Genomic DNA, 24762 nt, shown 5'->3' with positions numbered 1-24762 from the left:
GTTCCGACGATGGCGTTTTCAGAGACGCCATCGTCGGAACGCCGCCCGCAGCAAGCCGGCTCCTACAAATAGCCTACCGCAATCAAGCGTTAAACCGCGACGCCACGAATGATCGAAACGGTGCAGTGGTAGATGTGCGATTTGGCGGCCAGGCACCAGTTCACATCGTTGTTGTTGAACGGGCGATGGGCCGGTTCTTCACTGTCGTTACGGGTGCAGGCGCACTGCGCACAGCTCTGCTTACCGCAGCAGTCGTTGTACGAAATGATGTAATCCTTGCCGTCGGCCGGGTTGCGGCAGGTGCCGATCCAGGTCACTTGCGACACTTCCGTGCCCGGCGGACAGGACGTCACCGACCCTCCGCAGCAGCTGCACAAAAAGCCATCGATGGAGCAGTAGCGCCAATAGTCGCAGGTGTTCGGATCACCCGGGTCACCGGCTTTCGGGTTGTCGGCGGCCAGGGCTTTGCTGGTGCGATCCAGCGGCAACAACAGCGGCAACGCGGCGCCGGCAACCATCAGAGAACCCATGCGCGACAGCAGTTTGCGTCGCGAAGTGGTGTCGGCAACACGACGAGTCGAACGCTCAAACAACAGATCCAGCAGTTTCATGAAAGTCTCCTGCCTTATCAGTGGCTATGGCCGTGGCTATGGTCGTGTGCATGCGGCTGGCTGTTGAGGTATTCCTGCAGCGTCGCGCTTTTCAGGTGCTCGACTTCGAACAGGCTGTCCAGGTGCTCGCGGGAATTGACCAGGCCTTTGGCGCGCAGGGTGCCGGTCTTGTCGATCAGCGCGGCGTACGGCAGCTTGCCGATCTGGTAGGTCATGCCCACCTCTGGCCCGACCACATAAGTGGCGTCTTCCAATTTGTGTTCGGTGATCAGCTTTTGCTGAGCGTCCATGTCGCCGTCGCTGATGAACACCACGTCGAGGCGATCGGCCTGTTCCTTGGCGATGGATTTGATCGCCGGCAGCAGCGACTTGCAGATCGGGCAGGTTGGCGAGAGGAAGAACAGCAGTTGCGATTTCTCGCCGGCATAGCCGAAGTTGACCGGGCGCCCTTTGCGGTCGGAAGCGGTGACCTGTGGCGCGGCTTCATTGACCGCCACGCCCTTGTCCATCATCAACGCACCGGCCGGGGCCAGACGGCCGTGCAGCACACCAATCTGCCGGACCAGGCCCATGACGGCAAACGCCACGGCCACCAGCAGTACCCAGAGCAGAACGTTGGAAACGATTAAGCCTTCCATTGATCACCTACCAATCAGTTTGAGCAGAAGAGGGGAGTTCGCCAGCAAGCCATCGGCTGCGGCGTAAATCAGCAGCGCGACGGCGCTGGCGGCGACAGTCACGAAGCCGTCGAAAAAAACCAGGTCACGAACCACCGGCGAGACACTGGCCAGCAACGCCAACGCCACCAGCGCGCTGTTGCGCAGCAGCAGAACCGGGCGCAGCGGCTGGGCCTGATCCGGGCCGGCACAACCGCAGTCGATATCGCGACGACCGCGCCACAGGTTGATGCCAATGGCCGCGGCGTACAGCGCGATCAGGCTGGCGGCGCCCAACGCTGCCCAGGCACGGCTGACCGGTACCAGCAGCGCAAAGGCGATGGCCAGTTCAACCAGCGGAATGACGCGTGCGACGGGGCGTACGGCCACGTCGGGCAGCAATTGGTAGTCCGCCAATTGCCGGGCAAAACGTGCCGGCGCGCGCACCTTGTGGGTCGCGGCACTGGCCAGCAACACCGCGATGGCGAGGGCGCTGGCAATGATGAAGATCGGATCTAAGTGCATGGCCGAACCTCGGTTAGTAGCTCATGACCTGAGTCGCGGTTTTCGCGACCTTCGCCATGCTGCCGGTGAGCGTGTTGGTCTTCAGGTCGAAGATCTGCAAACCGCCTGCAACGTCGGCGCCCAGCAGCAGCGGCTTGTCGTCGCCGGTCGCCTGCATGCTCCACACCGGAACCGGTGCCTCCAGCGTGGCGACCTTCTTGTGGGTTTTCAGATCAAACGCCCAGATCAGCGGGCTCGGGTCTTCCCACTTCATCGGTTCGTGCGCGTCGTGCATCAGCACGTACAAGCGGTTCAGCTTCGGCGCGACAGCCATCAGCTGCCAGCCGCCCGGTGCCCAGCCGGCCTTCTTTTCCTCGTCACTGGTCAACGACCAGGACGGCAGGATTTTCGGTGCGTCGGCCGAGAAATCCACCGGGCGCACGGTGCCCGTGGTGGTGGTGAAGTAATAGGTGTCGCCGACGTTCACCGCGCGTTCCACCAGTTTTTCCGCGTTCGGGTCAAAGAACGGCGTGCGGCTGCGTGCGGTTTCCTGGCCCTGATCGTTCAGCGTGATCACTTGCAAGCTGCCGTCGCCGCACAGCGAGGCGAAGCGGCGATTGCCGATCGGGTAGTTGAGCACGCAACCGGGAATCGCCAGTTCGGCGGTGACGGCTTTGGCTTGGGTGTCGACCACGGTCACCGAGGTTGATGGGGTGAAGTTGTAGACGTAGACAAAGCGGTCATCGCCGCTGGTCTTCAAGCCGTAGCGTTGGGTCAGCGACTCGGCGCGCTTGTTCGGAATCAGCACTTCCCAGGCCGGCGACAGGGTCGAGCTGTCCCACGCGGTCAGCACGTCGGTGCGGGTGCCACGGGTGCCGCGCGAATACCAGATGTCGGCGCTGTAGAGGGTTTTCTGATCGTGGCTGAGCGTCGAGGGCGCAGCAAAACCAGTCGGCACCATGCCGAGCACGCGCTTTTTATCGGGGTCGACCACGGTGACACGGCCCGCCACGAAACTTTCGAATTCGACGTCGACGATAAAGGCCCGATGAACTTCCGGCGGAAATGCCAGAACGGTCTGGCCGATCGTGTCAGCGGGCAGATCCGCGCTGGCATTGTTCAAACCCAGTACCAGCAGGCTGAGACTCAGCGCTGACTGTACGGTGATCCTGGTGGCTCGCATTAGGGGGAACTCCCTGAATTATTGTTCGTGCAAAACGCAAGTGCATTGGCAGATTTTTGCAGTTCGATTCTGCCTCGCTGGCAGAAGGGGGGAATTGCTGTGGCTGCCAAGCGTTTGTGTGTCTGTGCCAGTCTCGAAAAACCGGCTGCACGCACCGCAATTGCAGGCGAAAACGCAAACCTGTAGGAGCCGGCTTGCCGGCGATGGCGTCCTTGAAATCGCCATCGCCGGCAAGCCGGCTCCTACAGGTTCGTGGTTTGATTCAGGTTCTTCGGCGGTGTCAGGCGGGAGTTGCCAGGGGAAGGGTGAAGGTGAACACGGCGCCGCAGGGCTCAAGGTTTTGCGCCCAGATATCGCCGCGATGGCGGCCGATGATGTTTTTGCACAGCGCCAGGCCAATGCCGTTGCCGCTGACCTTGGAGGAGAAGAAACCGTCGAACAACTTCTCTTGCGCCTGGGCCTGAATGCCGCGACCGCAGTCTTCGATGCGCACCAACGCCACGTCGTTTTCGCGGCTGGCGTGAATGCGCAGCACCCGTCGTTCAACAGGCAGATCGCTCATTTCTTCAATCGCGTTGAACGCCAGGTTAAGAATGACCTGACCGATCAGCACCTTCTCGCAACTCACCCAAAGCGGCGCGGGGCTGGCGACAATCTCGACGCGGACCAGGCTCGGATCGGCGCGCAGGCTGATGAAATAGCGGGTTTCGCGCAGCAGTTCGTTGAGGTCGATCAGCTCTTCGGCCTGCTCCAGTTTGACCACGTAATCGCGCACGCTTTTGATGATCAGCGACGCATGCTCGATTTGCCGCACGGCGTTTTGCAAACCCCAGGCGACGCCCTGATCCGTGGTGGACTCCTTGCCCAGGCGAATCACCGCGCCTTCGATGAAGTTACGCGTAGCGGCCAGCGGTTGGCTTAGCTCATGAGCAATGGCCACGGCCATTTCGCCCATGGCGTTGTAGCGCGCCAGGTATTCGAGTTTCTGCTCGCTGACCCGCCGAGCTTCTTCGGCGCGCACTTGTTCGGTGACGTCGCGAAACAGCAGCAGGTGGCCGACCAGGTCGTCTTCGATCTCGATAAAACGACACGTCGCCTCATGCCAGCGCCACTCACCGTCGCGGCGTTGCAGGTGGTAGTGCACGCGGAACGGCGCATGTTCCGGGGTCTCGCTGGCCAGCTGTTGCAGCAGCCGCCGACGTGAGTCGTCGTCGCACCACGACAGGAAATTTTCGCCGATCAGCGTGTGTTCTTCGCTGTTGAGCAGGTGCGCGCCGGAGTCGCTGATAAAGCGGATATCACCTTCAGGGCCGAGCACCGCGACACCTTCGGCGAGGTCCTGCATGAATGCCTTGAGCCGGCTTTCGAAACGCTTGAGGTCGCGCTTGACCTTGTCCTCCCTGGAGATGTCGCGGAACTGCACCATCAGAACATCGCGACCGTCCAGATGCACCAGCGTCGCGACCGCCTCGGAGAGGATTTCCACGCCTTGCTTGGAGCGATAACACCACTCGATGGCGCGCTGGCCCGTGCGCGCTGCGCCTTCCAGCCAGCGCAGGCCGACCGAACGCCGGTACTTGGGCGCGTCGCGGGTCATGTCCGGGGCTTTCAGCGGCGTCAGTTCTTCCAGGGTAAAACCCAGCGCGTCGAGGGCGGCGGTGTTGGCCCAGAGGATCTCCTTGCTCTGCGCATCGTGAAGAATGATGCACAGCGGCATGGCTTCGATGAGGGTGAAAAAGTCGTGCGGTTTTGGCAGGTACATCGCGCAGTCCTGAGGAACCGGTGAAGGGAAAGTATGGCTTTTTATACCCGCTTGCGCGTGGGGATGCGCTCAGAGGTAACCGGGGGCTGGCTAGGGGATTCCTTTAGTGAAGAGGCTGCACGCACCAATAGTGGCGACCCGACGCGGTTTTTACACTGGGCCTCAATGCAAGGGCAACGACCTCACAGCCAACAATCTTCCCTGTGAACGCGAACCCTTGTAGGAGCCGGCTTGCCGGCGATGACGTCTTCAAGAGCGCCGCCAGATTCAAGGGCCTCATCGCTGGCAAGCCAGCTCCTACAGGGAATCGCGTCGGTCGTTACCCGTGCCACATAACGCTCGCCACGCCTCCCGGCAGGCTGCGGCTAATAACAATTAAACGGAGAGAAGCCCATGCTGCGTTCAGCTGTCGCGGAGAAAGACCCTCTGCCAGGCGTCGACGGCAACACCGTCCACCGCCAGGCCTTTGAGCAGGTGCTGGCGGAAGTGCGCCAGCGTCGCGATGAATTCGACGCCGGTTCCCACGTGCCACGGGACATGATCGAGCGCTTCAAGCACGTGGGCATCTACCGCGCCGCCACGCCGAAATGCTTCGGCGGTGACGCCCTGGCGCCGGCGCTGTTCCTGCAAATGATCGAGCGTATTTCCGAAGCCGACGGCTCTGCGGGCTGGGTCGCCAGCTTCGGCAGCGCCGGGGTCTATCTCGCCGCATTGCCGCCGGAAACCCTCGCCGAAATCTACGCCCAAAGCCCGGACCTGGTGTTCGCCGGCGGCCTGTTCCCGCTGCAACCGGCTGAAACTGTCGAGGGCGGCTGGCAGGTCAACGGCACCTGGAAATTCGCCAGCGGCTGCAAGGGCGCCGACTTGCTCGGCGTGGGTATTGGCGCTGCGGGTGGCAAGCCGCGCACTGCGGTGTTCCGTGCGGACCAGGTCGAGATCATCGAAAACTGGGACGTGGTCGGGCTCAAAGGCACCGGCAGTCACGATCTGCGCGTCAGCGACAAACACGTCGACGAACGCTGGACCTTCATCCGTGGCGGTGCTGCAACCATCGACGAGCCGCTGTTCCGCTACCCGTCGATTGCCTACGCCGCGCAAGTGCTGGCCGTGGTCAACCTTGGCCTGGCCCGTGCCGCCCTCGACGAAGTCAGTCGCATGGCCGCCGGCAGCGGCATCACCGGCGCACCGAAAATGGCCGACCGCGCCTACGTGCGCATCGAGATCGCCAAGGCCGAAGCCCGACTGGCCGCCGCCCGTGGCTTCTTCTACAACGCCACCGAGCAAGTGTGGAATTCGATCCTGGCCGGCAACCCGGTCACCGCCGAACAAACCAGCCTGTTGCGCTTGTCCGCGATTCACGTGTCCCAGGCGGGCGCCGCCGTGGTGCAGAGCGCGTACAGCCTCGCCGGCACCACCGCGATTTACCTGCGCCATCCGCTGCAGCGTTACCTGCGCGATTCGATGGTGGTCACCCAGCACGCGTTCCTCAGCGAAGGCCTGTACGACGGCGCCGGCTCGGTGTTCCTCGGCGTGCCGCCGTTCCCTGGCTACATCTGAACCCTCTCTTCAAGGATCAATATTCATGTCCCAGACCACTCAAGAACCGCTGCGTGTCGTCTTCTGCATCGGCATCACCCAGAACTTTTTCGACCTGCCCACCGGCGAAGGCCTGAGCGTCTGGAAAGGCTTCAGCCAGATGATGGGCTCGCTCGGCGCCATGCCCGGCATCACCGTACTCGGCGCGATGGACGATGACCGGCTGATGGTCGGCCCGTCCACCACCTCGCCGTGGACCGTCTACATCATGGCCGATGTTGACTGCCACCAATCGGTGATCGATGCCTGCAACCTGTTCCGCACCACGCCGGTGAACGAGTACAGCCTGTGGCGCTACGCCAAGGTTGAAGCGCGCATCGGTCGTCCACTGACCATCCCTGATGCCGCCAGGGTGTAAGCCATGAACGAGGCCTTGTTGCAGCGTCTGGCGACGCTCGAAGGGGAGAGCCAGGTGCGCCGCTTGATGGCGCGCTACATGGACTTGTGCGACGTGCCGAGGGCGGTCACCCACGTCAGTGAGCTGGCGCAATTGTTCTGCATCGACGCCGTGTGGGAAGGCGTCGGCAGCGTCACCGCGCAGACCTTCGGCGAGCATCGCGGGCGTGAGGCGATTGCAGCGTTTGTCGGCGGCTACTTGCCGCCCTCGGAGCACTTTCGCCTGAACCTGCATTACCTCACCAGCGAGTCGATCCTGGTCGACGGCAACACCGCGCAGGGGCAGTGGATCATGCAGCAGGTGTCCACCTACGCCGATGGGCGCAGCGAGTTGTTCGGCACGCGCTTGAACATCGATTTTCGCTGTGTCGAGAGTGTCTGGCTGATCGCACATTTCCGCACGCAACGCTTGTTCAACATGGACCTCTTCACCTCGGAGTCGGGCGCATGAGCACGTTTATCAGCGAATTTTTACTCGGTGGCGACGGCAAGCGGGTCGCGATCAAGGACTCGATCGACATCGCCGGCCATCCGACCCGCTCGGGCAGTCGTGCGTTTGCCGATGCTGAACCGGCGCTGCGCAACGCCGACGTGGTGGACGCGATCCTCGACGCAGGCTGGCAAATCGTTGGCAAAACCAATATGCACGAGTTGGCGTTTGGCGTGACCGGGATCAACGACTGGACCGGCACGCCGATCAACCCGCAAGCACCGGACCGCGTGCCGGGCGGCTCTTCCAGCGGTTCGGCGGCAGCGGTTGCCGCCGGTCTGGCGGATGTCGCCATCGGCACTGACACCGGTGGCTCGGTTCGCGTACCGGCGGCGTGCTGCGGCATCGCTGGCTTGAAACCGACTTATGGGCGAGTGAGCCGGGTCGGTGCGCATCCAGCGGTGTCCAGCCTCGATTGCGTCGGGCCGTTTGCCGCCGATATGGCGGACCTGATCGCGGCGATGCAAGTGATTTGCCCTGGCTTCCAGGTGCAGGGTTTGCCCTCTGGCAACGCATCGGTGGGTTTTCTTGAAGTCGACTGCGACCCGCATCTTCAAGCATGCCTCGGCGCCGCCGCCGACCGCGCAGGCTGGCGTCGTAGTCAGCTGCACCTGAGCGATTTCGAAGCCGCGTTCGCCGCCGGCCTCACCGTGATCAATTTTGAAAACTGGGCCGCGTTCGGCCACCTCACAGGTAAAGGCCTGATTGGCGCGGACGTTGAGCAACGCCTGCTGGCCGCGAGTCGCACCAGCGCGGCGGACCTGGCGCAAGCGGAGAAAGTCCGCGCGCGTTTCAGTCAGCAAGTGGACACCGTGCTGGAAGAGTTTGCGGTGCTGCTGTTGCCGACGATGCCCAGCCTGCCGCCGACGCTGATCGAAGCCCGCAGCGCCAGCAAAGCGGTGGCCGGCATGACTCCACTGGTGCGGCCGTTCAACCTCAGCGGCCATCCCGCGCTGACGGTGCCAGTGGAACTGGAGGGCAGCGGATTGAAAGTCGGCCTGCAGATTGTCGGTCGTAAAGGTCAGGACGAGCTGGTCTGCGCCTTCGGTGCGCAATTGCAACAGAGCATGGCCGGCGAACGGTCGACCCCTAACAAGAAATCATAAAAAGCCATGAGGAGAACCGCATGAGCACTCATGAATACCGGCTGATCGCATCATCGAAAAGCCCCGAAGACCTGGTCCAGTACGACCGCGTAGACGTCTCGCTGTACAACGACCCGGCGCTGTTCGAAGCCGAGCTGGAAAAGATTTTCTACCGCACCTGGGTGTGGGTTGCCCACGAAAGCGAAGTGCGCAACAGCGGCGACTTCAAGACCGCGACCATCGGCCGTCGCCCGGTGATTGTCGTGCGCGACAAGAAGGGCAACATCAACGTCCTGGAAAACCGCTGCCGGCACCGTGGCGCCACGGTGTGTGAAAAACACAAGGGCAACGCCACCGGTTTCACTTGCCCGTATCACAGCTGGTCGTACGGTCTGGACGGCAAGCTCCGTGCGCTGCCGTATCCGGATGGCTACGAAGGCATTCTGGAAAAGTCCGAACTGCCGCTGACCAGCCTGCGCGTGGAAAGCTACGCCGGCATGGTTTTCGCCAGCTACAACGACGAGATCGAACCGCTGGAAGACTTCCTCGGCGGTGCCAAACACTGGATGGACCTGTTCATGAAGCAGGGCGCCGGTTTCCCGATCAAGACCCAGGGCGAACACAAGTTCAGCTTCAAGGGCAACTGGAAGATCCAGCTGGAAAACACCACCGACGGTTATCACTTCCCGATCGTGCACAAGTCGTTCATGTCGTCGGTGGATGAAGAAACCTCGGAAATGCTCTCGTTCATGACCGACGAACAAGCGGTCACCCATTCGTTGGGCAACGGCCATAGCGTGATGGTGATGGTGCCGGAACACGTCGATCTGGATCACGACGACGGCACCGAACAGTTGCAGGAGCGCTTCGCTCACGTGACGGAAGAGCTGTCGAAAACCATGGAGCCTGCGCAAGTCCGTCGCATCGTGCGCTCGCTGCACGGCGCCGGTTTCAACCTGAACCTGTTCCCCAACGTCGCGATGTCGATGTCGTTCTTCCGCGTGCTGCGTCCGGTATCGGTGACCGAAACCGAGATCCGCCACGTTGCCCTCGGCATGGACGGCGGACCGGAAATCGCCAACCGCGAACGCATGCGCATTCACGAACACTTCCAGGGCCCGTTCGGTTTTGGCAGCCCGGACGATGCCGAGGCCTGGGACCGTGTGCAGCGTGGTTCGTACGCCGGCGTCGATGCGCCAATCCTGGTCAACCGCGGCCTCAATCGCGAAATCACCGCTGAAAACGGCGACAAGGTCAGCCACGCCACCGACGAAGGCGGCATGCGCGGTGCCTACGACATGTGGAAAAGGATGATGAGCCAATGAGCAATCACGACACCCTGAACGGTTTTTCCGGCCCGTTGGCCCAGGCCATCGAATTCATCTGGCGCGAAGCCGAATTGCTCGACCACAAGAATTACGCCGAATGGGCGACCCTGTGGAGCGACAGCGGCAAGTACATCGTGCCGATCGACCCGGACACCGAGGACTTCGAAGCCAACCTCAACTACGCCTACGACGATGCGCGCATGCGTGACTTGCGCATCGAACGCCTGACCGCCGGCTACTCGCCATCGGCGGTGGACGCGGCGAAAACCATCCGCACGATTTCGCGTTTCCGCCTGGTCGAAGCCGCTGGCGACATCGTCGAAGTGAACTCGGCGCAGTTGCTGTACGCCTACAAGCGCGGCGTGCACACGCCGTTTGTGGCCGACCTGAATCATCGCATTCGTTTCACCGACGGTGTGCCGTCGCTGGAGCGCAAAGTGGTGCGCCTGATCAACTCCACCGACAGCCTGAGCGCGCTCGGCTTCCTTTTGTGAGGGCAACATCATGAGTCGAGTAGCCCTTGTAACAGGTGCCTCGCGCGGACTGGGCGAGTGCATCGCCCGCCGTCTGCACGGGGCGGGTTATCGTGTCGCCCTGGCGGACGTGCGTCTCGAGGGCGTGCGGCGACTGGCTGCCGAGCTGGATGCCAGCGGTGCCAGTGCTGTCGCCATTGAGCTGGATGTGCGCAGCAAGGCCGACTTCCAGCATGCCCGCGACGTGCTGGTCGAGCATTGGGGCGGCTGCGACATCCTGGTGAACAACGCCGGCGTGTCGAAAGTCGCCGCGTTGATGGACATCACCCCGGAGGAGTTCGACGAGTCGATGGCAATCAACCTGCGCGGCACTTTTGTCGCGTGCCAGGTGTTCGGCGCGCACTTTGCCGAGCGTGGTTTTGGCCGCATCGTCAACATCGCCTCGCTCGCCGGGCAGAACGGCGGCACCGCCACCGGCGCGCATTACGCAGCGGCCAAGGGTGGCGTGGCGACGCTGACCAAAGTCTTCGCCCGTGAACTGGCCCCGCAAGGCGTGACGGTCAACAGCATTTCGCCGGGGCCGCTGGACTTGCCGGTGGTGCGCGAAACCGTGGCCCCGGAGCGTCTGGAACAGATCCTGAAAATGATCCCGGCCGGCACCCTCGGCGACCCCGGCTACATCGCCGACACCGTGTTGCTGCTGATCGCCGACCACGCCGCCTCCGTAACCGGTGCGTGCTGGGACATCAACGGCGGCCTGTTCATGCGCTAAACAAGGCCTCACACACAACCCTTGTAGGAGCCGGCTTGCCGGCGATGACGCCCTCATCGGCGATGCAAATTTCAAGACCGGAACAATCCCTTGTAGGAGCCGGCTTGCCGGCGATGACGCCCTCACCGGCGATGCAAATTTCAAGACCGGAACAATCCCTTGTAGGAGCCGGCTTGCCGGCGATGGCGTCCACATTGGCGATGCAAATCTCAAGACCGCCATCGCTGGCAAGCCAGCTCCTACAGGGGGCCTAACAAACGTCCCAAAAATCAACCGTATTTCAGGTGATGCAATGATGAAGGTGAAGATCGAAAGGATCGTCGACGAAGCGCTGGATATCCGTTCCTTTCGCCTCGTGCGCAGTGACGGCCAGCCGCTCGACGCCTATGAACCGGGTGCCCACGTCGACCTGACCGGGCCGACCGGCGTGACCCGTCAATATTCGCTGTGCAGCCCGCCGCAGGATCGCCGCGCTTATCTGGTGGCGGTGAAGAAAGAGGCGCAGTCCCGTGGCGGTTCAGCGGCGCTGCACGAGGTCGAAGAGGGCATGGAGCTGGAAATGGGCGCACCGCGCAACCTGTTCCGCCTCGACCCGACGGCCACCGAGCATGTGCTGTGCGCCGCCGGTATCGGCGTCACGCCGCTGCTGAGCATGGCTTATCGGCTGAGCGAAAACGGCCAGCCGTGGCGCCTGCATTATTTCGCCCGTTCGCCGCAATACGCAGCGTTCGCCGAGCTGTTGGCGAGCACGTTCGCCGGGCATGTGCAGTTCCACTACGGCATCGAGCCGGGTGACATGGATGCCACGTTGAGTGAATGCCTGAACCAGGCAGACAGTGCCGCACACGTGTACACCTGCGGCCCGGCGCCGTTCATGAACAAAGTGGTGGAAGTGGCGGCGCGCAGCCGCTGCGACGACGCGATCCACCTTGAGCACTTCCAGGCCGATCCCACAGCGAATGCCGGTCCGAGTGGCGGTTTTGAAGTAGAGCTGGCCAGTTCCGGTGTGGTGCTTCAGGTGCCGGCCAACGCGAGTCTGGTCGATGTGTTGCAGGCCCACGGTTGTGACATCGACACCGAATGCCGCGAAGGCATCTGCGGCACCTGCATCGTCGAGGTGCTGGACGGTGTGCCGGAGCACCGCGACAACTGTTTGTCGAACAAGGAAAAGGCGTCCAACAAACAGATTTGCGCCTGCGTTTCCCGCGCCGTTTCCGCTCGTCTGGTATTGGACATCTAACGCAAGGGAAGGCTGGCAAGCCAGCGTCGGAGCCTGTTGAATAGGGCCCGGCGGCCGTCGAAGGAGGAGACAGCCAAGGTCAGTAACAATTGCCGAACCGCTCGACGAAGCGGTCGAAAAATAACAATAAAACGCGTGAGGCTTTGCAGTGATGATGACTTCTTCGGCGGTTCGCAACGAGGCGTTCGAAAGCTGGCTGAGCCAGGTCAACCAGGCCTGCGGGCGTTTCGATGCCCGCGCCCTGGATACGGATTTCTACGGTGAGCTGGCGGAATATCGCAGCGGCGCGATCAACCTCAGTGTCGTCGACATGGCGCATGTGCACCTGTATCGCACCAGCAAGGACGTCAGCGTCAGCAGCGACGGCCACTATTACGCGGTGTTCCAGATGCGTGGCAGTTCCCGGCTGGAGCAGGGCGACAATCGCGCTCAACTGGGCACGGGCGACATCGCCCTGATCGACGCCTGCCGCCCGAGTGACATGACCTACAACGAGGATTCCCGACAGTTGTCGCTGATCCTGCCGCGTCAGGTGGTCGAGCGCGGTTCGCATTTCAATGCAGTCAACTGCGCCACACGCATCGCGGCCAGTACACCACTGGCGGCGATGGCCAACCGCTTGGTTCTGGATACCCGGCAGCAGGAAGGCCTGGACATGCAGGAAAGCGAAGCGGTGCTGGATGCGTTGGTCAGCCTGTTGTTGCCCGGGATCAGTGCCCGCGACAGCGGCGCGGATGCCCACGAGCGGCAGTTTCGCAAGATCATCGCCTACATAGACGAACACATCGGCGCCGAAGACCTGTGCCCCGAGCTGATTGCCCGTGAGGTAGGGATTTCGGTGCGCGGGTTGTACCGGATGTTCTCCAAGCGCGGCCTGGTGGTGGCGCAATACATCAAGCACCGACGCCTGGATTTCTGCGCGGAAAACCTGCGCCGCTCACCTGACGAGCAGAAGCTCTCGGCGCTGTGTTACGCCTGGGGTTTTTCCGATTCCAGCTACTTCTCCTCGGCGTTCAAATCCCGCTTCGGCGTCTCGCCGGGCGCTTATCGTAAGCGCTACAGCCACAACTGACCTCTCCTGTAGGAACCGGCTTGCTGGCGATGGCGGGGCATCAGACGCCATCAATGTTGAATGTGCCGGCCCCTTCGCCAGCAAGCTGGCTCCTACAGTAGATCTTCGCCGTGCACATACCTCGTGTTCGCTGCAGATCCCTGTAGGAGCCGGCTTGCCGGCGATCGCGGGGCATCAGACGCCATCAATGCTGAATGTGCCGGCCCCATCGCCGGCAAGCCGGCTCCTACAGTAGATCTTCGTCGTGCACATACCTCGTGTTCGCTGCAGAACCCTGTAGGAGCCGGCTTGCTGGCGATGGCGGAGTGTCAGGCGCCATTGATGTTGAATGTGCCGACCCCATCGCCGGCAAGCCGGCTCCTACAGTAGGTCACCGCCGTTCACATATCCTGCGATCGCAGGAGATCCCCTGTAGGAGCCGGCTTGCCGGCGATGGCGGTCTCATGACCGCCGCAGATCCCTTAATGCCGCGACGGCTCATCCACCGGTAAATGCAGCACTTCGCGCACCAGCATGGCAATGCTGGTCACGCCCATCTTTTCCTTGATCTTGGTCCGGTGCACATCAACGGTTTTCACGCTGATGTTCAGCTCCCGGGCGATGACCTTGCTGGCCTTGCCATCGATCACCAGCATCAACACCTCCCGTTCACGGCTCGTCAGCAGGGCGAGTTTGCCTTGCAGGTGCTGGCGTTGCTGTTGATCGGCCTGGGCATGCACGGCGGTCTTCAGCGCCGCTTGTATGCGGTCGATCATCTGCTGCGGGTTGTAGGGTTTCTCGACGAAATCCAGCGCACCGTTCTTCATCGCCGTCACCGACATCGGAATGTCGCCATGGGCGGACACGAAGATCGTCGGCAGGGTGCTGCCACGCTGGTTGAGGATTTCCTGCAGCTGAAAGCCGCTGGTTTCCGGCATGCGCACGTCCAGCACCAGGCACGCCGGTTGCTTGGGGTCGTACTGGCTCAGGAACTCTTCAGCGCCGGCAAAGCATTGCGCCTGGACGCTGACCGACTCCAGCAACCAGGCCAGCGAAGTGCGCAGGTCTTTGTCGTCATCAACGATATAAACAATCGGTTTGCGGGTTTCCATCAGGGGTTGCCACGAGATTTTCTAATTATTGTTTTCGCACGCGTGCACGCTGCGGCGGACGTCGGCACCTATGGTGGCGCCTTTTAGCAGAATACCCACTGCGACGGGCCCTGACGATAAAGAAACCACCTAGTCGACTAGCGGAAAGCCTACCTCGGCATGGGGATCGTCAGAATGGCTGCGCGCCACGTCGGGCTTTAGTCTTGTTCCATCACCCACGGGCCGCGAACGCGCGGTCCTCCTGAAGGAAGGGGCACCGACATGGCCAACCTGAGCCAGCAGCAAATCGACTTTCGCAACGCCATGGCGCAACTGCCGGCGGCGGTGAACATCATCACCACCAACGGCCCCGGCGGTCGCTGCGGCATCACCGCCAGCGCCGTGTGCTCGGTGACGGATTCGCCACCGACCGTGCTGGTGTGCGTCAACCGCAACAGCGCCACCCACGATGTGTTCCGCACCAACGGCCGGCTGTGCGTCAACGTGCTGTGCGGCGAACAGGAAGAACTGGCCCGACACTTCGCCGGCATGACCCAGGTGCCGATGGCCGAGCGGTTTGCCTGGGACTTGTGGGACGGCGGTGACACGGGCGTGCCGGTGCTGCGTGATGCACTGGTGCAGCTGGAAGGGCGGATCAGCGAGTGCAAGGAAGTCGGGTCGCATTCGGTGATGTTTGTGGAATTGTCGAAGGTGGGTGTGCGCGGGGAGGGCGATAGCCTGGTGTATTTCAACCGGTTGTTTCATCGGGTTGAGCATGCTGTGGCGGCTTGCTGAGACCGCGTTATCGTTCATCGCGAGCAAGCTTGCTCCTACAGGTCTGTGTCGTTCACAAATGGTGTGATCACTTCAACCTTGTAGGAGCAAGCTTGCTCGCGATAGCGGCAGATCAGGCACCCCTGCTTTCAGATGCGAAAACTCCCGACCAACTGATTCAGCCGCCCAGCCTCGCGTTCCAGCTCGGTACATGCCTGCAACGTCGATTGCAGGTTCTCCACTCCTTGCTGGTTCAGCGTGTTGATCTCGGTGATGTCCACGTTCAACGCCTCGACCACCGACGTTTGCTCTTCAGTGGCTGCGGCGACCGATTGGTTGACGTTGTCGATTTCGCCAATGCGTTGCGTCACGCTGCCCAGCCGCGTGCCGGCGAGGTTGGCGATGCTGACGCTTTCCTCGCTGTGTTGCTGGCTCTCGGTCATGGTCGTCACCGACTCACGGGCACCGACTTGCAGTGCTTCAATCATCTGCTGAATCTCTGCCGCCGAGGTCTGTGTGCGCCCGGCCAGGCTGCGCACTTCGTCGGCGACCACGGCAAAGCCACGTCCCGCTTCACCCGCCCGCGCCGCTTCGATGGCGGCGTTGAGGGCGAGGAGGTTGGTCTGCTGAGAGATGCCTTTGATCACTTCGAGGATTTGCCCGATGTTCACGGTTTTGCTGTTCAGCGCTTCGATGTTGACGCACGACGCGCTGATTTTTCCGGACAGTTCGTTCATCACCTCAATCGTGCGCTCGACCACCTGACGCCCGTCTTCGGCCTGTTGGCGCGCGGCGGAGGCTTGCTGCGAGGCATCGGAAGCGTTGTTCGCAATTTCCTGGGCGGCGGCGCCCAGTTCGTTGATCGCGGCGGCGACGCTGTTGGTGCGGGTCGATTGTTCATCGAAATTGCTCAGCGATGCGTTGGACGCCAGCAGCACACGCTTGGCGCCTTCGTTGACGCCGAGCGCCGCCGAAGACACCTCGCGGATGGAGTGGTGGATACGCTCGACAAAGCGGTTGAACGCCGTCGCCAGTTGGCCGATTTCATCCCGTGATTGCACGGCCAGGCGTCGGGTCAGATCACCTTCGCCCAGGGAAATATCCTCCATGACCCGCGTCAGCAGTTGCAGCGGCCTGGTGATGCGATACGCCGCGTACCAGATCAACACCAGGCCAAGCAGCGCCGAGCCGCCGCCCAGCAACAGCTCAAGCGCGGTGCTTCGCACGGCTTGTGCATCGAGTTCCTGTTGCAGCGTGGTGACCGGGGCGAGCAGCACGTTCTGCGGCACGCCGACCAGCACACCCCACGGCGCTGCACCGACAATCGGTGCCAGCGGCTCAAGTACTTTGATCTGCTGTTGATCGACGAACACTTTCGGCTGGCCCTGACGCAAGGTGTCCATCACCTCAACATTGTCCAGCGGTTGCCCGAGGCGACTGACGTCCTGGCTGTTGGCGGAAATCACCCCGCGCGGGCTGACGATGCTGATCTGCCCGTTGCTGTCGAACAGTTGGAGCGCGCTGGCTTCGCTGTTCTGTTGCAGGGCGGCGAGGTTGATGTCGAGTCCGACCACGGCGATGACCTTGTCATGGTCCAGCAGCGGGAACGCGATGCTGGTCACCAGTTTGCGGCTGCCGGAGGCCTCATCGAAATACGGCTCCAGCACGCAGGCTTTGCGGGTGTCGCGGGCACAGGTGTAGAAGGCGTTGTAGGGCGCGCCGCTGGGGCCGGGCGAGGTGTTGGCGAGCAGCGCTTCGTCGCCGATCACCGCTTGCAGTTCGCCGGGTTTGCTTTGCACCCAATACAGCGAAAAGCGCCCGGTTTCGTTGCTGCCCATGGCCGCCTGATCGACGAAACCGGCGTCGGCGCCGTCCAGGGCATCGGGTTCGAAAATGACATAAAGCCCGAGCAGGTCGGGCTTGTCGATCAGGGCCTGGTGCAGCTGGGTGCTCAGCTCCTGGCGCAGTTGTGGACGGGTAAGGTTGCCCTGATGTTGCAACTGCCTCAGGTAGAGCAGATAGCGCGACAACCCTTGGCCATATTCGTGCGTCTGCATGAAGGTGCGTTGCACCTGCATCGCTTGCACTTTGCCCAGCGCCTGCATGTGTTCCTTGGCGGCGTTGGCGAGCATTTCGCTGCTGGCCTCGGCCACTTGCTGGCTGCTCCGATGGGTTTGATACAGCGACAACCCCATCAGCAAACCTACCACCAACAGCAGGCAGAGGCCGGCGAGCAGGGCGATTTTGCTCTGAATCGTCAGGAATTTTTTGTGCATTGGAAAGGCCTTTTTCCTTGAGGCATGACACGGTCCCCTGTAGGAGCGAGCCCGCTCGCGAAAAATGTCTGGGCGACGCGTTTATTCAGGCAACACGCGTCATCGTTGACCTCCATCGCGAGCGGGCTCGCTCCTACAGGGATTGCGTGGGGGCTTAGAACGTGGTGGCGAAAATCACCTGGCTGTAGAGGTTCTTGTCGTTGCTGCCCAGCTGCGTGCCACCCTCGTCGGCGCTTTTGTCCGGCTGATAGAGGCCGATCAGCGGCATCACCGTCAGGTGTTCGTTGACGTGCCATTCGGCATACAGATCGACTTCGTGGCCATCGGTATTGCCGAGGTTGCGGTCGATGGTGTCGAAGTTGAAATACATCGCACCGACCGTCAGGTTCTCCAGCGGCGAGACGGTGAATTTGACTTGCTGGATACGCGAGTTGGTGTTGAACGGGCCGGCGTAGTTGCCGGCGACCTCACCCTGGAACCAGGTGCCGAAGCCACGGCTGAAACCATAGAACAGCGTGTCATAACCTTCCGAGAAACGGCTGTAGCGGTAGCTGGCATTTGGCGTCCAGGCCACGTCGGCGAAGGTCCAGCCGGCTTCCAGGTACCAGGCATCTTCGGTGCTGGTGTGGGGTTTGTCCTGCTTGGCGTATTCGCCGGAGAGGAACAGGTTTTGCACCCCGGCATTGCCGGCTGCGCGCAGGCTGTAGGTTTTCATGCCGTCGCGTTCAAGCTGCGAAGGGGAGGCGAACTCTTCGTCGACATCGGTGGTGTCGATGTAGGTCAAACCGACCGTGCCTGCTTCGGCGACGTGCTCAAGCGTGCCGACGTACATTTCGGTTTTCGCTTGTGCGCGGTTATCGGACTTCAACCACATCAGGTCGCCACGCCAGCCTTCCTTGCCTCCCAGACGCAGCACGGCAGTCTCGTCGAAGGCTTTGCGCGCCGCCAGCCAGTACGCGCCACCGCGGTTGAACTCACCGTCGGCCAGACCTTTGCCCAAGTTGAGCGCGTCGCCATTAATCAGGAAACCATCACCGATCACGATGTTCTGGCGACCGAAGGACAGGTCGACGCCGTCCTCGCCGAGCACGTCGAACAGCTTGCCCGAACGCCAGCCGAGGTAGGCGTCTTCGAATTTGGTGGTGCGTTCCGAACCGTCGCTGAAGCCTGCGGCATCGCCGTCGCCCCAGGTGCCGGAGCTGAGCAGGTTCGCCGCGCCATACGCGGTGCCGACACCGGCCAGGCCCTTGTCGAAGCTCAGGCCATATTTGATGTAGCCCTCGCGCCACGACGAAGAACCCGGGTCGAGGCGACCGGACAGCGCGTAGTTTTCCTGGCTGTGGAAGATGCCGAAGACCGCTTCCAGCGTGGCGTTCAGGTGACTGTCGTCATCGGCGTAGAGTTCGTACGCGCCGGCATGGCCGGCGCTGATCATCAGGGCAAGTGTAGAGAGACGCAGCAAGGGGGACTTGAGCATGTGTGGCATCCGTTCTTGTTCTTGAGCGCAGGTTTGCGGTCTTTTTCGATACTAAGGCGCGGAACTTTTCCGGCCTTTTGTGTGGTTGCCAAAGAGTTGGCTGTGCTTGCCAAAATGCCCGGTTTGGCAGCCTCGCCAATACGACTGGCACGCAGGGCAAAACCTGCGCATCACTGACCATCGACAATCCCTCTCAACCCTGTCGATGCACCGCTGCGTCGGCGCTCCCGTGTTGCCGCTCAATGGATGAGCGCGGATTTTCAAGGTCGTTTTCCTATGTTCACCTCGCTGCGATTGCCCCTCATCGGTCTGCTCTCACTCACCCTCGCGCACACCGCGCTGGCCGCTGACTGCGCGCCCGACCAAGGGCATGGCGCCCAGGTCTTCGCCAATGAATGCGCGGTCTGCCATTCGGTGACCAAGGGCATGACGGGAATGATGGGGCCGAACCTGGCGGGTGTGGTCGGGCGCAAATCCGGCTCGCTGGAAGGCTTCAACTATTCCCAGGCCATGCGCAGCAAAGACATCAACTGGCAGGCCGAGAACATCGCGCAACTCATCACCCAACCCCAGGCCTTCGTGCCGGGGACCTACATGCCCTACATGGGCCTGGCCTCCGCGGACGATCGCCAGGCGGTCGTGTGTTTCCTCAAAGAACAACAGTAATCAGCCCGTTATCCGGCTGAAAAACACGTCTGAACCAAAGGTGATTTATGAGCAACGTTGAAATCCTGCCGCAGGTTGCTGCATTCCTTGACCGCCGCCACGGCTGCTTTATCGATGGCCAATGGGTGTTCGCCGAAGGGCCGCGCATTGCCGTGGTCAACCCGGCCACCGGACAAACCCTGTGCGAAACCCTCGACGCACCGCTGGAGGTGGTCGAACAGGCGGTGCAGTCGTCGCATAAAGCTTTCAAGTCCGGCGTGTGGTCGGGCCTGCGCCCGGCGGACCGCGAACGCATCCTGCTGAACTTCACTGCGCTGGTAGAAGCGCATGCCGAAGAACTGGCGCAGCTGGAAACCCTGAGTCAGGGCAAGTCGATCAACATGGCGCGCGCACTGGACCTGAACGCCACCGTGGAGTTCATGCGCTACATGTCCGGCTGGGCGACCAAGATCGAAGGGCAGACGTTTGACGTGTCGATTCCGCTGCCGCCGGGGGCGAAATTCACCGCGTTCACCAAGCGTGAACCGGTGGGCGTGGTGGTCGGGATCGTGCCGTGGAATTTCCCGTTGCTGATCGCGGCGTGGAAGCTGATGCCAGCCCTGGCCACCGGTTGCACGGTGATCATCAAACCGGCGATGGAAACGCCGCTGACCGCCATGCGCCTGGCTGAACTGGCGCTGGAAGCGGGCATTCCGGCGGGCGTGTTCAACGTCGTCACCGGTGGCGGTGCCAATGTCGGCGGTGTGCTGACGGCGCATCCACTAGTGAGCAAAGTGTCCTTCACCGGTTCCACGGCGGTGGGCAAAAGCGTCGGCGTGGCGTGCATGGAAAACATGACGCGGTTCTCGCTGGAGCTGGGCGGCAAAAACCCGATGATCGTGTTGGCCGATGCCGACATCGAAAAAGCCGTCCAGGGCGCAATCCTTGGCGGTCTGCTGAACAACGGCCAGGTGTGTGCGGCGGCTTCGCGCTTCTACGTGCATCGCTCGATCCACGATCAATTCGTTGAAGCACTTGCCGCCGCCGTATCGGCGATGCCCATCGGCGCAGGCATGAACGGCGATGCTGCGATCAACCCGCTGGTCTCGCGCAAGCAGCAGCAAAGCGTGCTCAAGCACATCGAGCTGGCGCGTCGCGAAGGCGCACGGGTGGTGTCCGGGGGCGAGTTGGTGGAAGGCGAGGGCTTCTATGTGCAGCCGACCATTCTGGCCGACATCGATCACAGCATGGCGGTGGCCCGCGAAGAGGTGTTCGGCCCAGTACTGGGGGTGATGCCGTTTGACGATGAAGACGCCGTGATCGCCCTGGCCAACGACAACCGCTACGGCCTGGCCGCGAGCCTGTGGACCAATGACCTCGGCAAAGCGATGAACCTGGTGCCGCGCATCGAGGCCGGCACCGTGTGGGTCAACGCCCACGTGCTGCTCGACCCGGCCATGCCGTTTGGTGGCGTCAAGCAGTCCGGCATGGGCCGCGAGTTCGGTCGTGCGGTGATCGAGGCCTACACCGAGCTGAAATCGGTGTGCATCGCCCACTGACTCACACCGTGGGTGCCGGCTTCGCCAGCTCGATACCGGCGTCACTCAGGCGCTTGAGGATTTCAAACAGCAGGTCGCTCTTGGTGACGCCGACGATTCTCGGGCTGCCGACGTAGCCGGTGACCGTCAGCGTGATGCCTTCGGGGGTCAGTTTGCTGAAGCGCACCATCGGCGCCGGTTTGTCGAGAATGGTCTCGTGCTCGCGGTAGGTGTTGTAGAGCAGGTCTTTCACCTGTTCGGGGTCGATGTCCAGGGGGAAGGTCAGTTCGAGTGACGCCACCCCTTGGGCGCTGCCGCCCAGGGTTACGTTGCGCAGGTTTTGCGAGATCAGCTGCGAATTGGGCACGATGACGATCGAGCGGTCACTGAGCTGGATTTCGGTGGCCCGCACGTTGATCCGGCGGATGTCGCCCTCGACCCCGCTGATGCTGATCAGATCGCCGACTTTCACCGGGCGCTCGGTTAGCAGGATCAGGCCTGAGACGAAATTCTTGACGATCTCCTGCAAGCCAAAACCAATCCCAACCGACAACGCACTGACGATCCAGGCCAGGTTGGTCCACTGCACGCCCAACGATGACAGCGTCAGCAGAATGACCAACGCATAGCCGATGTTGGCAAACAGCGTGGTCAGCGAAGCGCGCATGCCAGGGTCCATCTCGGTTTTCGGCAGGAGCTCCTTGTCCAGCCAGCGGCCCAGCGTGCGAATCAGGTAGATGCCGATCAGCAAGGCCAGTGCGGCATTGAGCAAGTGCCCGGGGATGATGTTCAGTTTGCGCAGCCCGGCGCCGCCGAGAATGGAAAAGACGTTGGTGAGCAGTTGCCCGAGCGTCGTGCCGACGCCCCCGACGAACAGGGTGACCAGCGCCAGCAGCAAGAGTCCGGCGCGCCCGACCCCCGACAGAACGATCGAGATCTGCTCCAGGCGCCGGTCTTCAATGCCGAGCAACTGTTTGAGCGCCTTGCCGCTGGGACTTTTTATTGAAAAAAAGTATTCGCAGGCATCTTTGAAGCACTGCATCAGCAAATAGAAACCGGAGAGGATGAGAAAGCCCCAGACCAGTTCATAGGTGACGAACCTGGCCAGGGACACGTAACCGGTCAGGAGGGATACCAGGCAGATCACCATCGCAAGACTGGCGAGGGTGTAAAGCACGCCCGCGAACGTCCTGCCGGCTTCATAGGCTTCGCCAGACGCCACGACGGCTCTGCGGACTTTGCCGGTGCGCCACAATAAATCCACCAGAACGCACGTAACAACCAGTGCGACGACCCCTCGACCGGCGATCACGATGCCGCTGCTCATGCCGGTTGCGTTGGTAATCTGGATCATTGTCACCAGAACCAGCAGCACGCCTGCCAGAACCCGCGGATAAGGCTTGAGTGACAGCGCCACCTGATCGGCAAGCGCCGGCAGCCGCCACGACGGGTGCTTCGTGGACAACAGGGCGCGGCTCAACGCGGTGATCAGCACGCAGGTGTAGGCGACTTTTTCGAACTCCTGGGAGAACGTCGTCAGCGTCGGCGTCAGCGGAGCCTGGCGTGTGAAGACATAAAACAGCAGTTGCAGGGACAGGCCGACCGTCAGCACCGTGGCCAATACGGAAGCCAGCGCCAGGGAGCTGCGGCGCAGGCGTCCTTCTGGCATCCGGTGAATGCAAAGCCACGTCAGCCCTCGTTCCGCGAGACGGCGGCCCAGCGTCCAGATAAGCAGGGCCAGCAGCAACAGTACGCTGGTGTAGAGGCGTTGGCCCGGTTGCCAGGCCAGTTTGAGGACCTCACTTGCCTGACCGAGGAACGATGCGAAGCGCTGTCGATCATCCATCGAAGGGCTCAGGATCGGTGACCAGAATTCGGGATTCAGGACGCTTCGGGTGCTCAGGGTCAGTTCGCTTTCCAGCATGTTGCGACGGATGCCGGCAATCTGGGTGATGAGGTCGGTGGCACTCGTTTTCAGGGTGGCCAGGGTTTTCAGGGTGGCGTCGACTTTGTTTTTTTGCTCGGTGAGCGCGACCCTTTGCGCGGTGATATCGGGCTGCTCGGCCGCGGCGTCATCGCGCGGGACAGGCCCCAGTACACCGAGTTGCGCACGCAGTTGAGTTTGCAGGGGAAGCAGCGAGGTCGAGAGGCGATCGACATCCAGCATGAACATCTGGACCAGGTCCTGCGGGGCCTCCAGCTGGCTGTAGTTATCAACCAGCGAGATCTGTTGTTTGAGGGCGTCCAGCCGAAGTTGCAACGCCTGGAGGTCGCTTGGGGAAACGCTGGGGGGCGCGGCAACCGCCCTGGGCATTGAAATGTCCGCAGGGTCTGCCGCCAACAGCATTCCGGGGCCCGCCCCGAAAAGCGTGAAAGCGACGAAAATCATGGCTTTCAGTGCATGACGCATAGGAGTGCCTGACTCTGTTGTTAGTCATTCAGCCTATGAGGTTAGGTCATCAGTCAAACCTGCGAGCAATAGTTTGTTCGGCTGCCCCCGTTGAACGGGGGCAGGGTGGACGTATCAGACGCGTTCGAACAGCACGGCGATGCCCTGGCCGCCGCCGATGCACATGGTCGCCAGTGCATAACGGCCCTGGACGCGGTGCAGTTCGTGAATGGCCTTGGTCGCGATGATCGCGCCGGTGGCGCCCACCGGATGGCCCAGCGAGATGCCCGAACCGTTGGGGTTGACCTTCTCCGGATCGAAGCCCAGTTCCTGCGCCACGGCACAGGCTTGCGCGGCGAAGGCCTCGTTCGACTCGATGACATCCAGGTCGGCGACGGTCAGGCCGGCACGTTTGAGCACCAGACGAGTGGCGGGAATCGGGCCGAGCCCCATCAGTTCCGGCTCGACACCAGCGTGGGCATAGCCGACCAGCCGGGCCATTGGTTTGAGGCCTTGTGTGCGCACCATCTCACCGGTGGCCATGATCAGCGCACCGGCGCCGTCATTCAGGCCCGAGGCGTTGCCGGCGGTGACGCTGCCGTCTTTTTTGAAGGCCGGTTTCATCTTGGCCAGTTGCTCGGCATTGACCTCGGCACGCACGTGTTCGTCGGTCGCAAAGGTCACGGTGCCTTTGCGCGATGCCACTTCGATTGGAACGATCTGACTGTTGAAGCGGCCTTCGGCGATTGCCCGCGCGGCGCGCTGCTGGCTGAGCATGGCCAGTTCATCCTGGGCCTGACGGGTGATGCCGTAGCGTTCGGCGATGTTTTCCGCGGTGATGCCCATGTGGAAACCGGCAAACGGGTCTTGAAGCACGCCGAGCATGTAGTCGATGGCCTGCATGTCGCCCATGCGTGCGCCCCAACGCGCTTGCGGCAACAGATACGCGCCACGGCTCATGGATTCGACGCCACCGGCCAGCGCCGCGCCCGCATCACCGAGCATCAGGCTTTGCGCGGCACTGACGATTGCCTGCAAACCGGAACCGCAGAGGCGGTTGACGTTGAAGGCGGGTGTCTCTTTCGGCAGGCCGGCATTCATCGCCACCGCCCGGGAGATGTAGGCGTCGCGGGCTTCGGTCGGGATCACATGGCCCATCACCGCATGGCCGATGTGCTCAGGTGCCAGCCCCGAGCGTTCGATGGCGGCGCGGCAGACGTCGGTGGCCAGTTGAATCGGTGGCACATCCTTGAGCGAGCCGCCGAAGCTGCCGATGGCGGAACGGACGGCGCTGATAACGAAAATGTCGGATGGGTTCATGAGGGTTTCCCTGGTTCGGTCTTGTGCGCGTTTGGCGCTGTTATTGGGGGCAAGAGTCTAGGGGCGGTGGTTTGGTTGGGATAGGTCGAAAGTGCTCAAGGGGGG

At 62.1% G+C, this 24762-nt stretch carries 21 protein-coding genes and 2 pseudogenes; 12 read left to right on the top strand and 11 right to left on the bottom strand.

Annotated elements, in window-relative coordinates; genetic code table 11:
* Positions 1-89: 89 nt before the first annotated feature.
* From KGB24_RS25435 to KGB24_RS25415, 5 genes are all read right to left on the bottom strand, one after another.
* Positions 90-611, bottom strand: a complete 522-nt coding sequence (locus tag KGB24_RS25435) for a methylamine dehydrogenase light chain (protein ID WP_223414009.1) — start codon at positions 609-611, stop codon at positions 90-92.
* A gap of 17 nt (positions 612-628) precedes the next feature.
* Positions 629-1249 (bottom strand): methylamine dehydrogenase accessory protein MauD, encoded by a 621-nt coding sequence (gene mauD / locus KGB24_RS25430; protein ID WP_207285939.1) that lies wholly within the window; start codon positions 1247-1249, stop codon positions 629-631.
* A gap of 3 nt (positions 1250-1252) precedes the next feature.
* Positions 1253-1792, bottom strand: a complete 540-nt coding sequence (locus tag KGB24_RS25425) for a MauE/DoxX family redox-associated membrane protein (protein ID WP_008033905.1) — start codon at positions 1790-1792, stop codon at positions 1253-1255.
* 13 nt (positions 1793-1805) lie between these two features.
* Positions 1806-2954, bottom strand: a complete 1149-nt coding sequence (locus KGB24_RS25420; RefSeq protein ID WP_207285941.1) for an amine dehydrogenase large subunit — start codon at positions 2952-2954, stop codon at positions 1806-1808.
* A 280-nt stretch (positions 2955-3234) separates the two neighbouring features.
* On the bottom strand, positions 3235-4716 hold the full coding sequence (locus KGB24_RS25415; protein WP_223416531.1) for a sensor histidine kinase: 1482 nt from the start codon (positions 4714-4716) through the stop codon (positions 3235-3237).
* Positions 4717-5109: 393 nt separating this feature from the next.
* Between KGB24_RS25415 and KGB24_RS25410 the strand changes: the two genes are divergently transcribed.
* From KGB24_RS25410 to feaR, 9 genes are all read left to right on the top strand, one after another.
* Entirely contained in the window at positions 5110-6273 is a 1164-nt protein-coding gene (locus KGB24_RS25410) for an acyl-CoA dehydrogenase family protein (protein WP_223416532.1), read from the top strand.
* A gap of 25 nt (positions 6274-6298) precedes the next feature.
* Positions 6299-6670, top strand: coding sequence for a hypothetical protein (locus KGB24_RS25405; RefSeq protein WP_008033901.1), 372 nt, complete (start codon positions 6299-6301; stop codon positions 6668-6670).
* A gap of 3 nt (positions 6671-6673) precedes the next feature.
* Complete coding sequence (locus tag KGB24_RS25400; RefSeq protein WP_223416533.1) at positions 6674-7159, top strand: nuclear transport factor 2 family protein; 486 nt, start codon at positions 6674-6676, stop codon at positions 7157-7159.
* Entirely contained in the window at positions 7156-8304 is a 1149-nt protein-coding gene (locus KGB24_RS25395; RefSeq protein WP_223416534.1) for an amidase, read from the top strand. The genes KGB24_RS25400 and KGB24_RS25395 overlap by 4 nt, the downstream gene beginning before the upstream one ends.
* 20 nt (positions 8305-8324) lie before the next feature.
* Positions 8325-9608 (top strand): aromatic ring-hydroxylating oxygenase subunit alpha, encoded by a 1284-nt coding sequence (locus tag KGB24_RS25390; protein ID WP_223416535.1) that lies wholly within the window; start codon positions 8325-8327, stop codon positions 9606-9608.
* Positions 9605-10105 carry an aromatic-ring-hydroxylating dioxygenase subunit beta gene (locus KGB24_RS25385; protein WP_223416536.1) on the top strand — a complete coding sequence of 167 codons (501 nt, stop codon included), beginning with the start codon at positions 9605-9607 and terminating at the stop codon, positions 10103-10105. Before KGB24_RS25390 ends, KGB24_RS25385 begins: the two co-directional genes overlap by 4 nt.
* A gap of 10 nt (positions 10106-10115) precedes the next feature.
* Complete coding sequence (locus tag KGB24_RS25380; RefSeq protein WP_223416537.1) at positions 10116-10856, top strand: SDR family NAD(P)-dependent oxidoreductase; 741 nt, start codon at positions 10116-10118, stop codon at positions 10854-10856.
* 292 nt (positions 10857-11148) lie between these two features.
* Positions 11149-12096: a PDR/VanB family oxidoreductase gene (locus KGB24_RS25375; protein ID WP_223416538.1), complete on the top strand. Its 948-nt coding sequence runs from the start codon at positions 11149-11151 to the stop codon at positions 12094-12096.
* A 151-nt stretch (positions 12097-12247) separates the two neighbouring features.
* The gene (gene feaR / locus KGB24_RS25370) at positions 12248-13168 is read left to right on the top strand and encodes a transcriptional regulator FeaR (protein WP_223416539.1); all 921 of its coding nucleotides are present in this window, start codon (positions 12248-12250) and stop codon (positions 13166-13168) included.
* 461 nt (positions 13169-13629) lie between these two features.
* Here feaR and KGB24_RS25365 read toward each other — a convergent pair whose 3' ends face one another.
* Positions 13630-14259 carry a response regulator transcription factor gene (locus KGB24_RS25365; RefSeq protein WP_008033885.1) on the bottom strand — a complete coding sequence of 210 codons (630 nt, stop codon included), beginning with the start codon at positions 14257-14259 and terminating at the stop codon, positions 13630-13632.
* A gap of 261 nt (positions 14260-14520) precedes the next feature.
* Between KGB24_RS25365 and hpaC the strand changes: the two genes are divergently transcribed.
* Complete coding sequence (gene hpaC, locus KGB24_RS25360; RefSeq protein WP_223416540.1) at positions 14521-15033, top strand: 4-hydroxyphenylacetate 3-monooxygenase, reductase component; 513 nt, start codon at positions 14521-14523, stop codon at positions 15031-15033.
* 128 nt (positions 15034-15161) lie between these two features.
* Here the strand turns inward: hpaC and KGB24_RS29500 are convergent.
* From KGB24_RS29500 to KGB24_RS25350, 3 genes and pseudogenes are all read right to left on the bottom strand, one after another.
* Positions 15162-15758, bottom strand: a pseudogene (locus KGB24_RS29500) (methyl-accepting chemotaxis protein); the annotation flags it as partial.
* A gap of 261 nt (positions 15759-16019) precedes the next feature.
* Positions 16020-17069: pseudogene (locus tag KGB24_RS29495) on the bottom strand (HAMP domain-containing protein); the annotation flags it as partial.
* A gap of 373 nt (positions 17070-17442) precedes the next feature.
* Positions 17443-18765, bottom strand: coding sequence for an alginate export family protein (locus KGB24_RS25350; RefSeq protein WP_223416542.1), 1323 nt, complete (start codon positions 18763-18765; stop codon positions 17443-17445).
* A gap of 276 nt (positions 18766-19041) precedes the next feature.
* On the opposite strand from KGB24_RS25350, the gene KGB24_RS25345 reads away from it, so the two are divergent.
* Both KGB24_RS25345 and KGB24_RS25340 read left to right on the top strand, forming a co-directional pair.
* On the top strand, positions 19042-19431 hold the full coding sequence (locus KGB24_RS25345) for a c-type cytochrome (RefSeq protein WP_008033873.1): 390 nt from the start codon (positions 19042-19044) through the stop codon (positions 19429-19431).
* 47 nt (positions 19432-19478) lie between these two features.
* Positions 19479-20969, top strand: a complete 1491-nt coding sequence (locus tag KGB24_RS25340) for an aldehyde dehydrogenase family protein (protein ID WP_223416543.1) — start codon at positions 19479-19481, stop codon at positions 20967-20969.
* A gap of 1 nt (position 20970) precedes the next feature.
* Here the strand turns inward: KGB24_RS25340 and KGB24_RS25335 are convergent, their stop codons facing one another.
* Together KGB24_RS25335 and KGB24_RS25330 are read right to left on the bottom strand one after the other, a co-directional pair.
* Positions 20971-23358, bottom strand: coding sequence for a DUF3772 domain-containing protein (locus KGB24_RS25335; RefSeq protein WP_223416544.1), 2388 nt, complete (start codon positions 23356-23358; stop codon positions 20971-20973).
* A gap of 114 nt (positions 23359-23472) precedes the next feature.
* The gene (locus KGB24_RS25330) at positions 23473-24657 is read right to left on the bottom strand and encodes an acetyl-CoA C-acyltransferase family protein (RefSeq protein WP_223416545.1); all 1185 of its coding nucleotides are present in this window, start codon (positions 24655-24657) and stop codon (positions 23473-23475) included.
* Positions 24658-24762 lie beyond the last annotated feature (105 nt).

Origin of the sequence: Pseudomonas sp. BF-RE-25 (genome assembly GCF_019956105.1) — a bacterium.
In the GTDB taxonomy this organism is placed as follows: Bacteria; Pseudomonadota; Gammaproteobacteria; order Pseudomonadales; family Pseudomonadaceae; genus Aquipseudomonas; species Aquipseudomonas migulae.
Note: the sequence above shows the minus strand (reverse complement) of the source record. Positions and strands in the feature narration are given on the sequence as shown.

Coding starts and splice junctions, on each gene's coding strand:
- KGB24_RS25435 (WP_223414009.1), bottom strand. CDS start 611: ATGAAACTGCTGGATCTGTTGTTTGAGCGTTCGACTCGTCGTGTTGCC.
- mauD (WP_207285939.1), bottom strand. CDS start 1,249: ATGGAAGGCTTAATCGTTTCCAACGTTCTGCTCTGGGTACTGCTGGTG.
- KGB24_RS25425 (WP_008033905.1), bottom strand. CDS start 1,792: ATGCACTTAGATCCGATCTTCATCATTGCCAGCGCCCTCGCCATCGCG.
- KGB24_RS25420 (WP_207285941.1), bottom strand. CDS start 2,954: ATGCGAGCCACCAGGATCACCGTACAGTCAGCGCTGAGTCTCAGCCTG.
- KGB24_RS25415 (WP_223416531.1), bottom strand. CDS start 4,716: ATGTACCTGCCAAAACCGCACGACTTTTTCACCCTCATCGAAGCCATG.
- KGB24_RS25410 (WP_223416532.1), top strand. CDS start 5,110: ATGCTGCGTTCAGCTGTCGCGGAGAAAGACCCTCTGCCAGGCGTCGAC.
- KGB24_RS25405 (WP_008033901.1), top strand. CDS start 6,299: ATGTCCCAGACCACTCAAGAACCGCTGCGTGTCGTCTTCTGCATCGGC.
- KGB24_RS25400 (WP_223416533.1), top strand. CDS start 6,674: ATGAACGAGGCCTTGTTGCAGCGTCTGGCGACGCTCGAAGGGGAGAGC.
- KGB24_RS25395 (WP_223416534.1), top strand. CDS start 7,156: ATGAGCACGTTTATCAGCGAATTTTTACTCGGTGGCGACGGCAAGCGG.
- KGB24_RS25390 (WP_223416535.1), top strand. CDS start 8,325: ATGAGCACTCATGAATACCGGCTGATCGCATCATCGAAAAGCCCCGAA.
- KGB24_RS25385 (WP_223416536.1), top strand. CDS start 9,605: ATGAGCAATCACGACACCCTGAACGGTTTTTCCGGCCCGTTGGCCCAG.
- KGB24_RS25380 (WP_223416537.1), top strand. CDS start 10,116: ATGAGTCGAGTAGCCCTTGTAACAGGTGCCTCGCGCGGACTGGGCGAG.
- KGB24_RS25375 (WP_223416538.1), top strand. CDS start 11,149: ATGATGAAGGTGAAGATCGAAAGGATCGTCGACGAAGCGCTGGATATC.
- feaR (WP_223416539.1), top strand. CDS start 12,248: ATGATGACTTCTTCGGCGGTTCGCAACGAGGCGTTCGAAAGCTGGCTG.
- KGB24_RS25365 (WP_008033885.1), bottom strand. CDS start 14,259: ATGGAAACCCGCAAACCGATTGTTTATATCGTTGATGACGACAAAGAC.
- hpaC (WP_223416540.1), top strand. CDS start 14,521: ATGGCCAACCTGAGCCAGCAGCAAATCGACTTTCGCAACGCCATGGCG.
- KGB24_RS25350 (WP_223416542.1), bottom strand. CDS start 18,765: ATGCTCAAGTCCCCCTTGCTGCGTCTCTCTACACTTGCCCTGATGATC.
- KGB24_RS25345 (WP_008033873.1), top strand. CDS start 19,042: ATGTTCACCTCGCTGCGATTGCCCCTCATCGGTCTGCTCTCACTCACC.
- KGB24_RS25340 (WP_223416543.1), top strand. CDS start 19,479: ATGAGCAACGTTGAAATCCTGCCGCAGGTTGCTGCATTCCTTGACCGC.
- KGB24_RS25335 (WP_223416544.1), bottom strand. CDS start 23,358: ATGCGTCATGCACTGAAAGCCATGATTTTCGTCGCTTTCACGCTTTTC.
- KGB24_RS25330 (WP_223416545.1), bottom strand. CDS start 24,657: ATGAACCCATCCGACATTTTCGTTATCAGCGCCGTCCGTTCCGCCATC.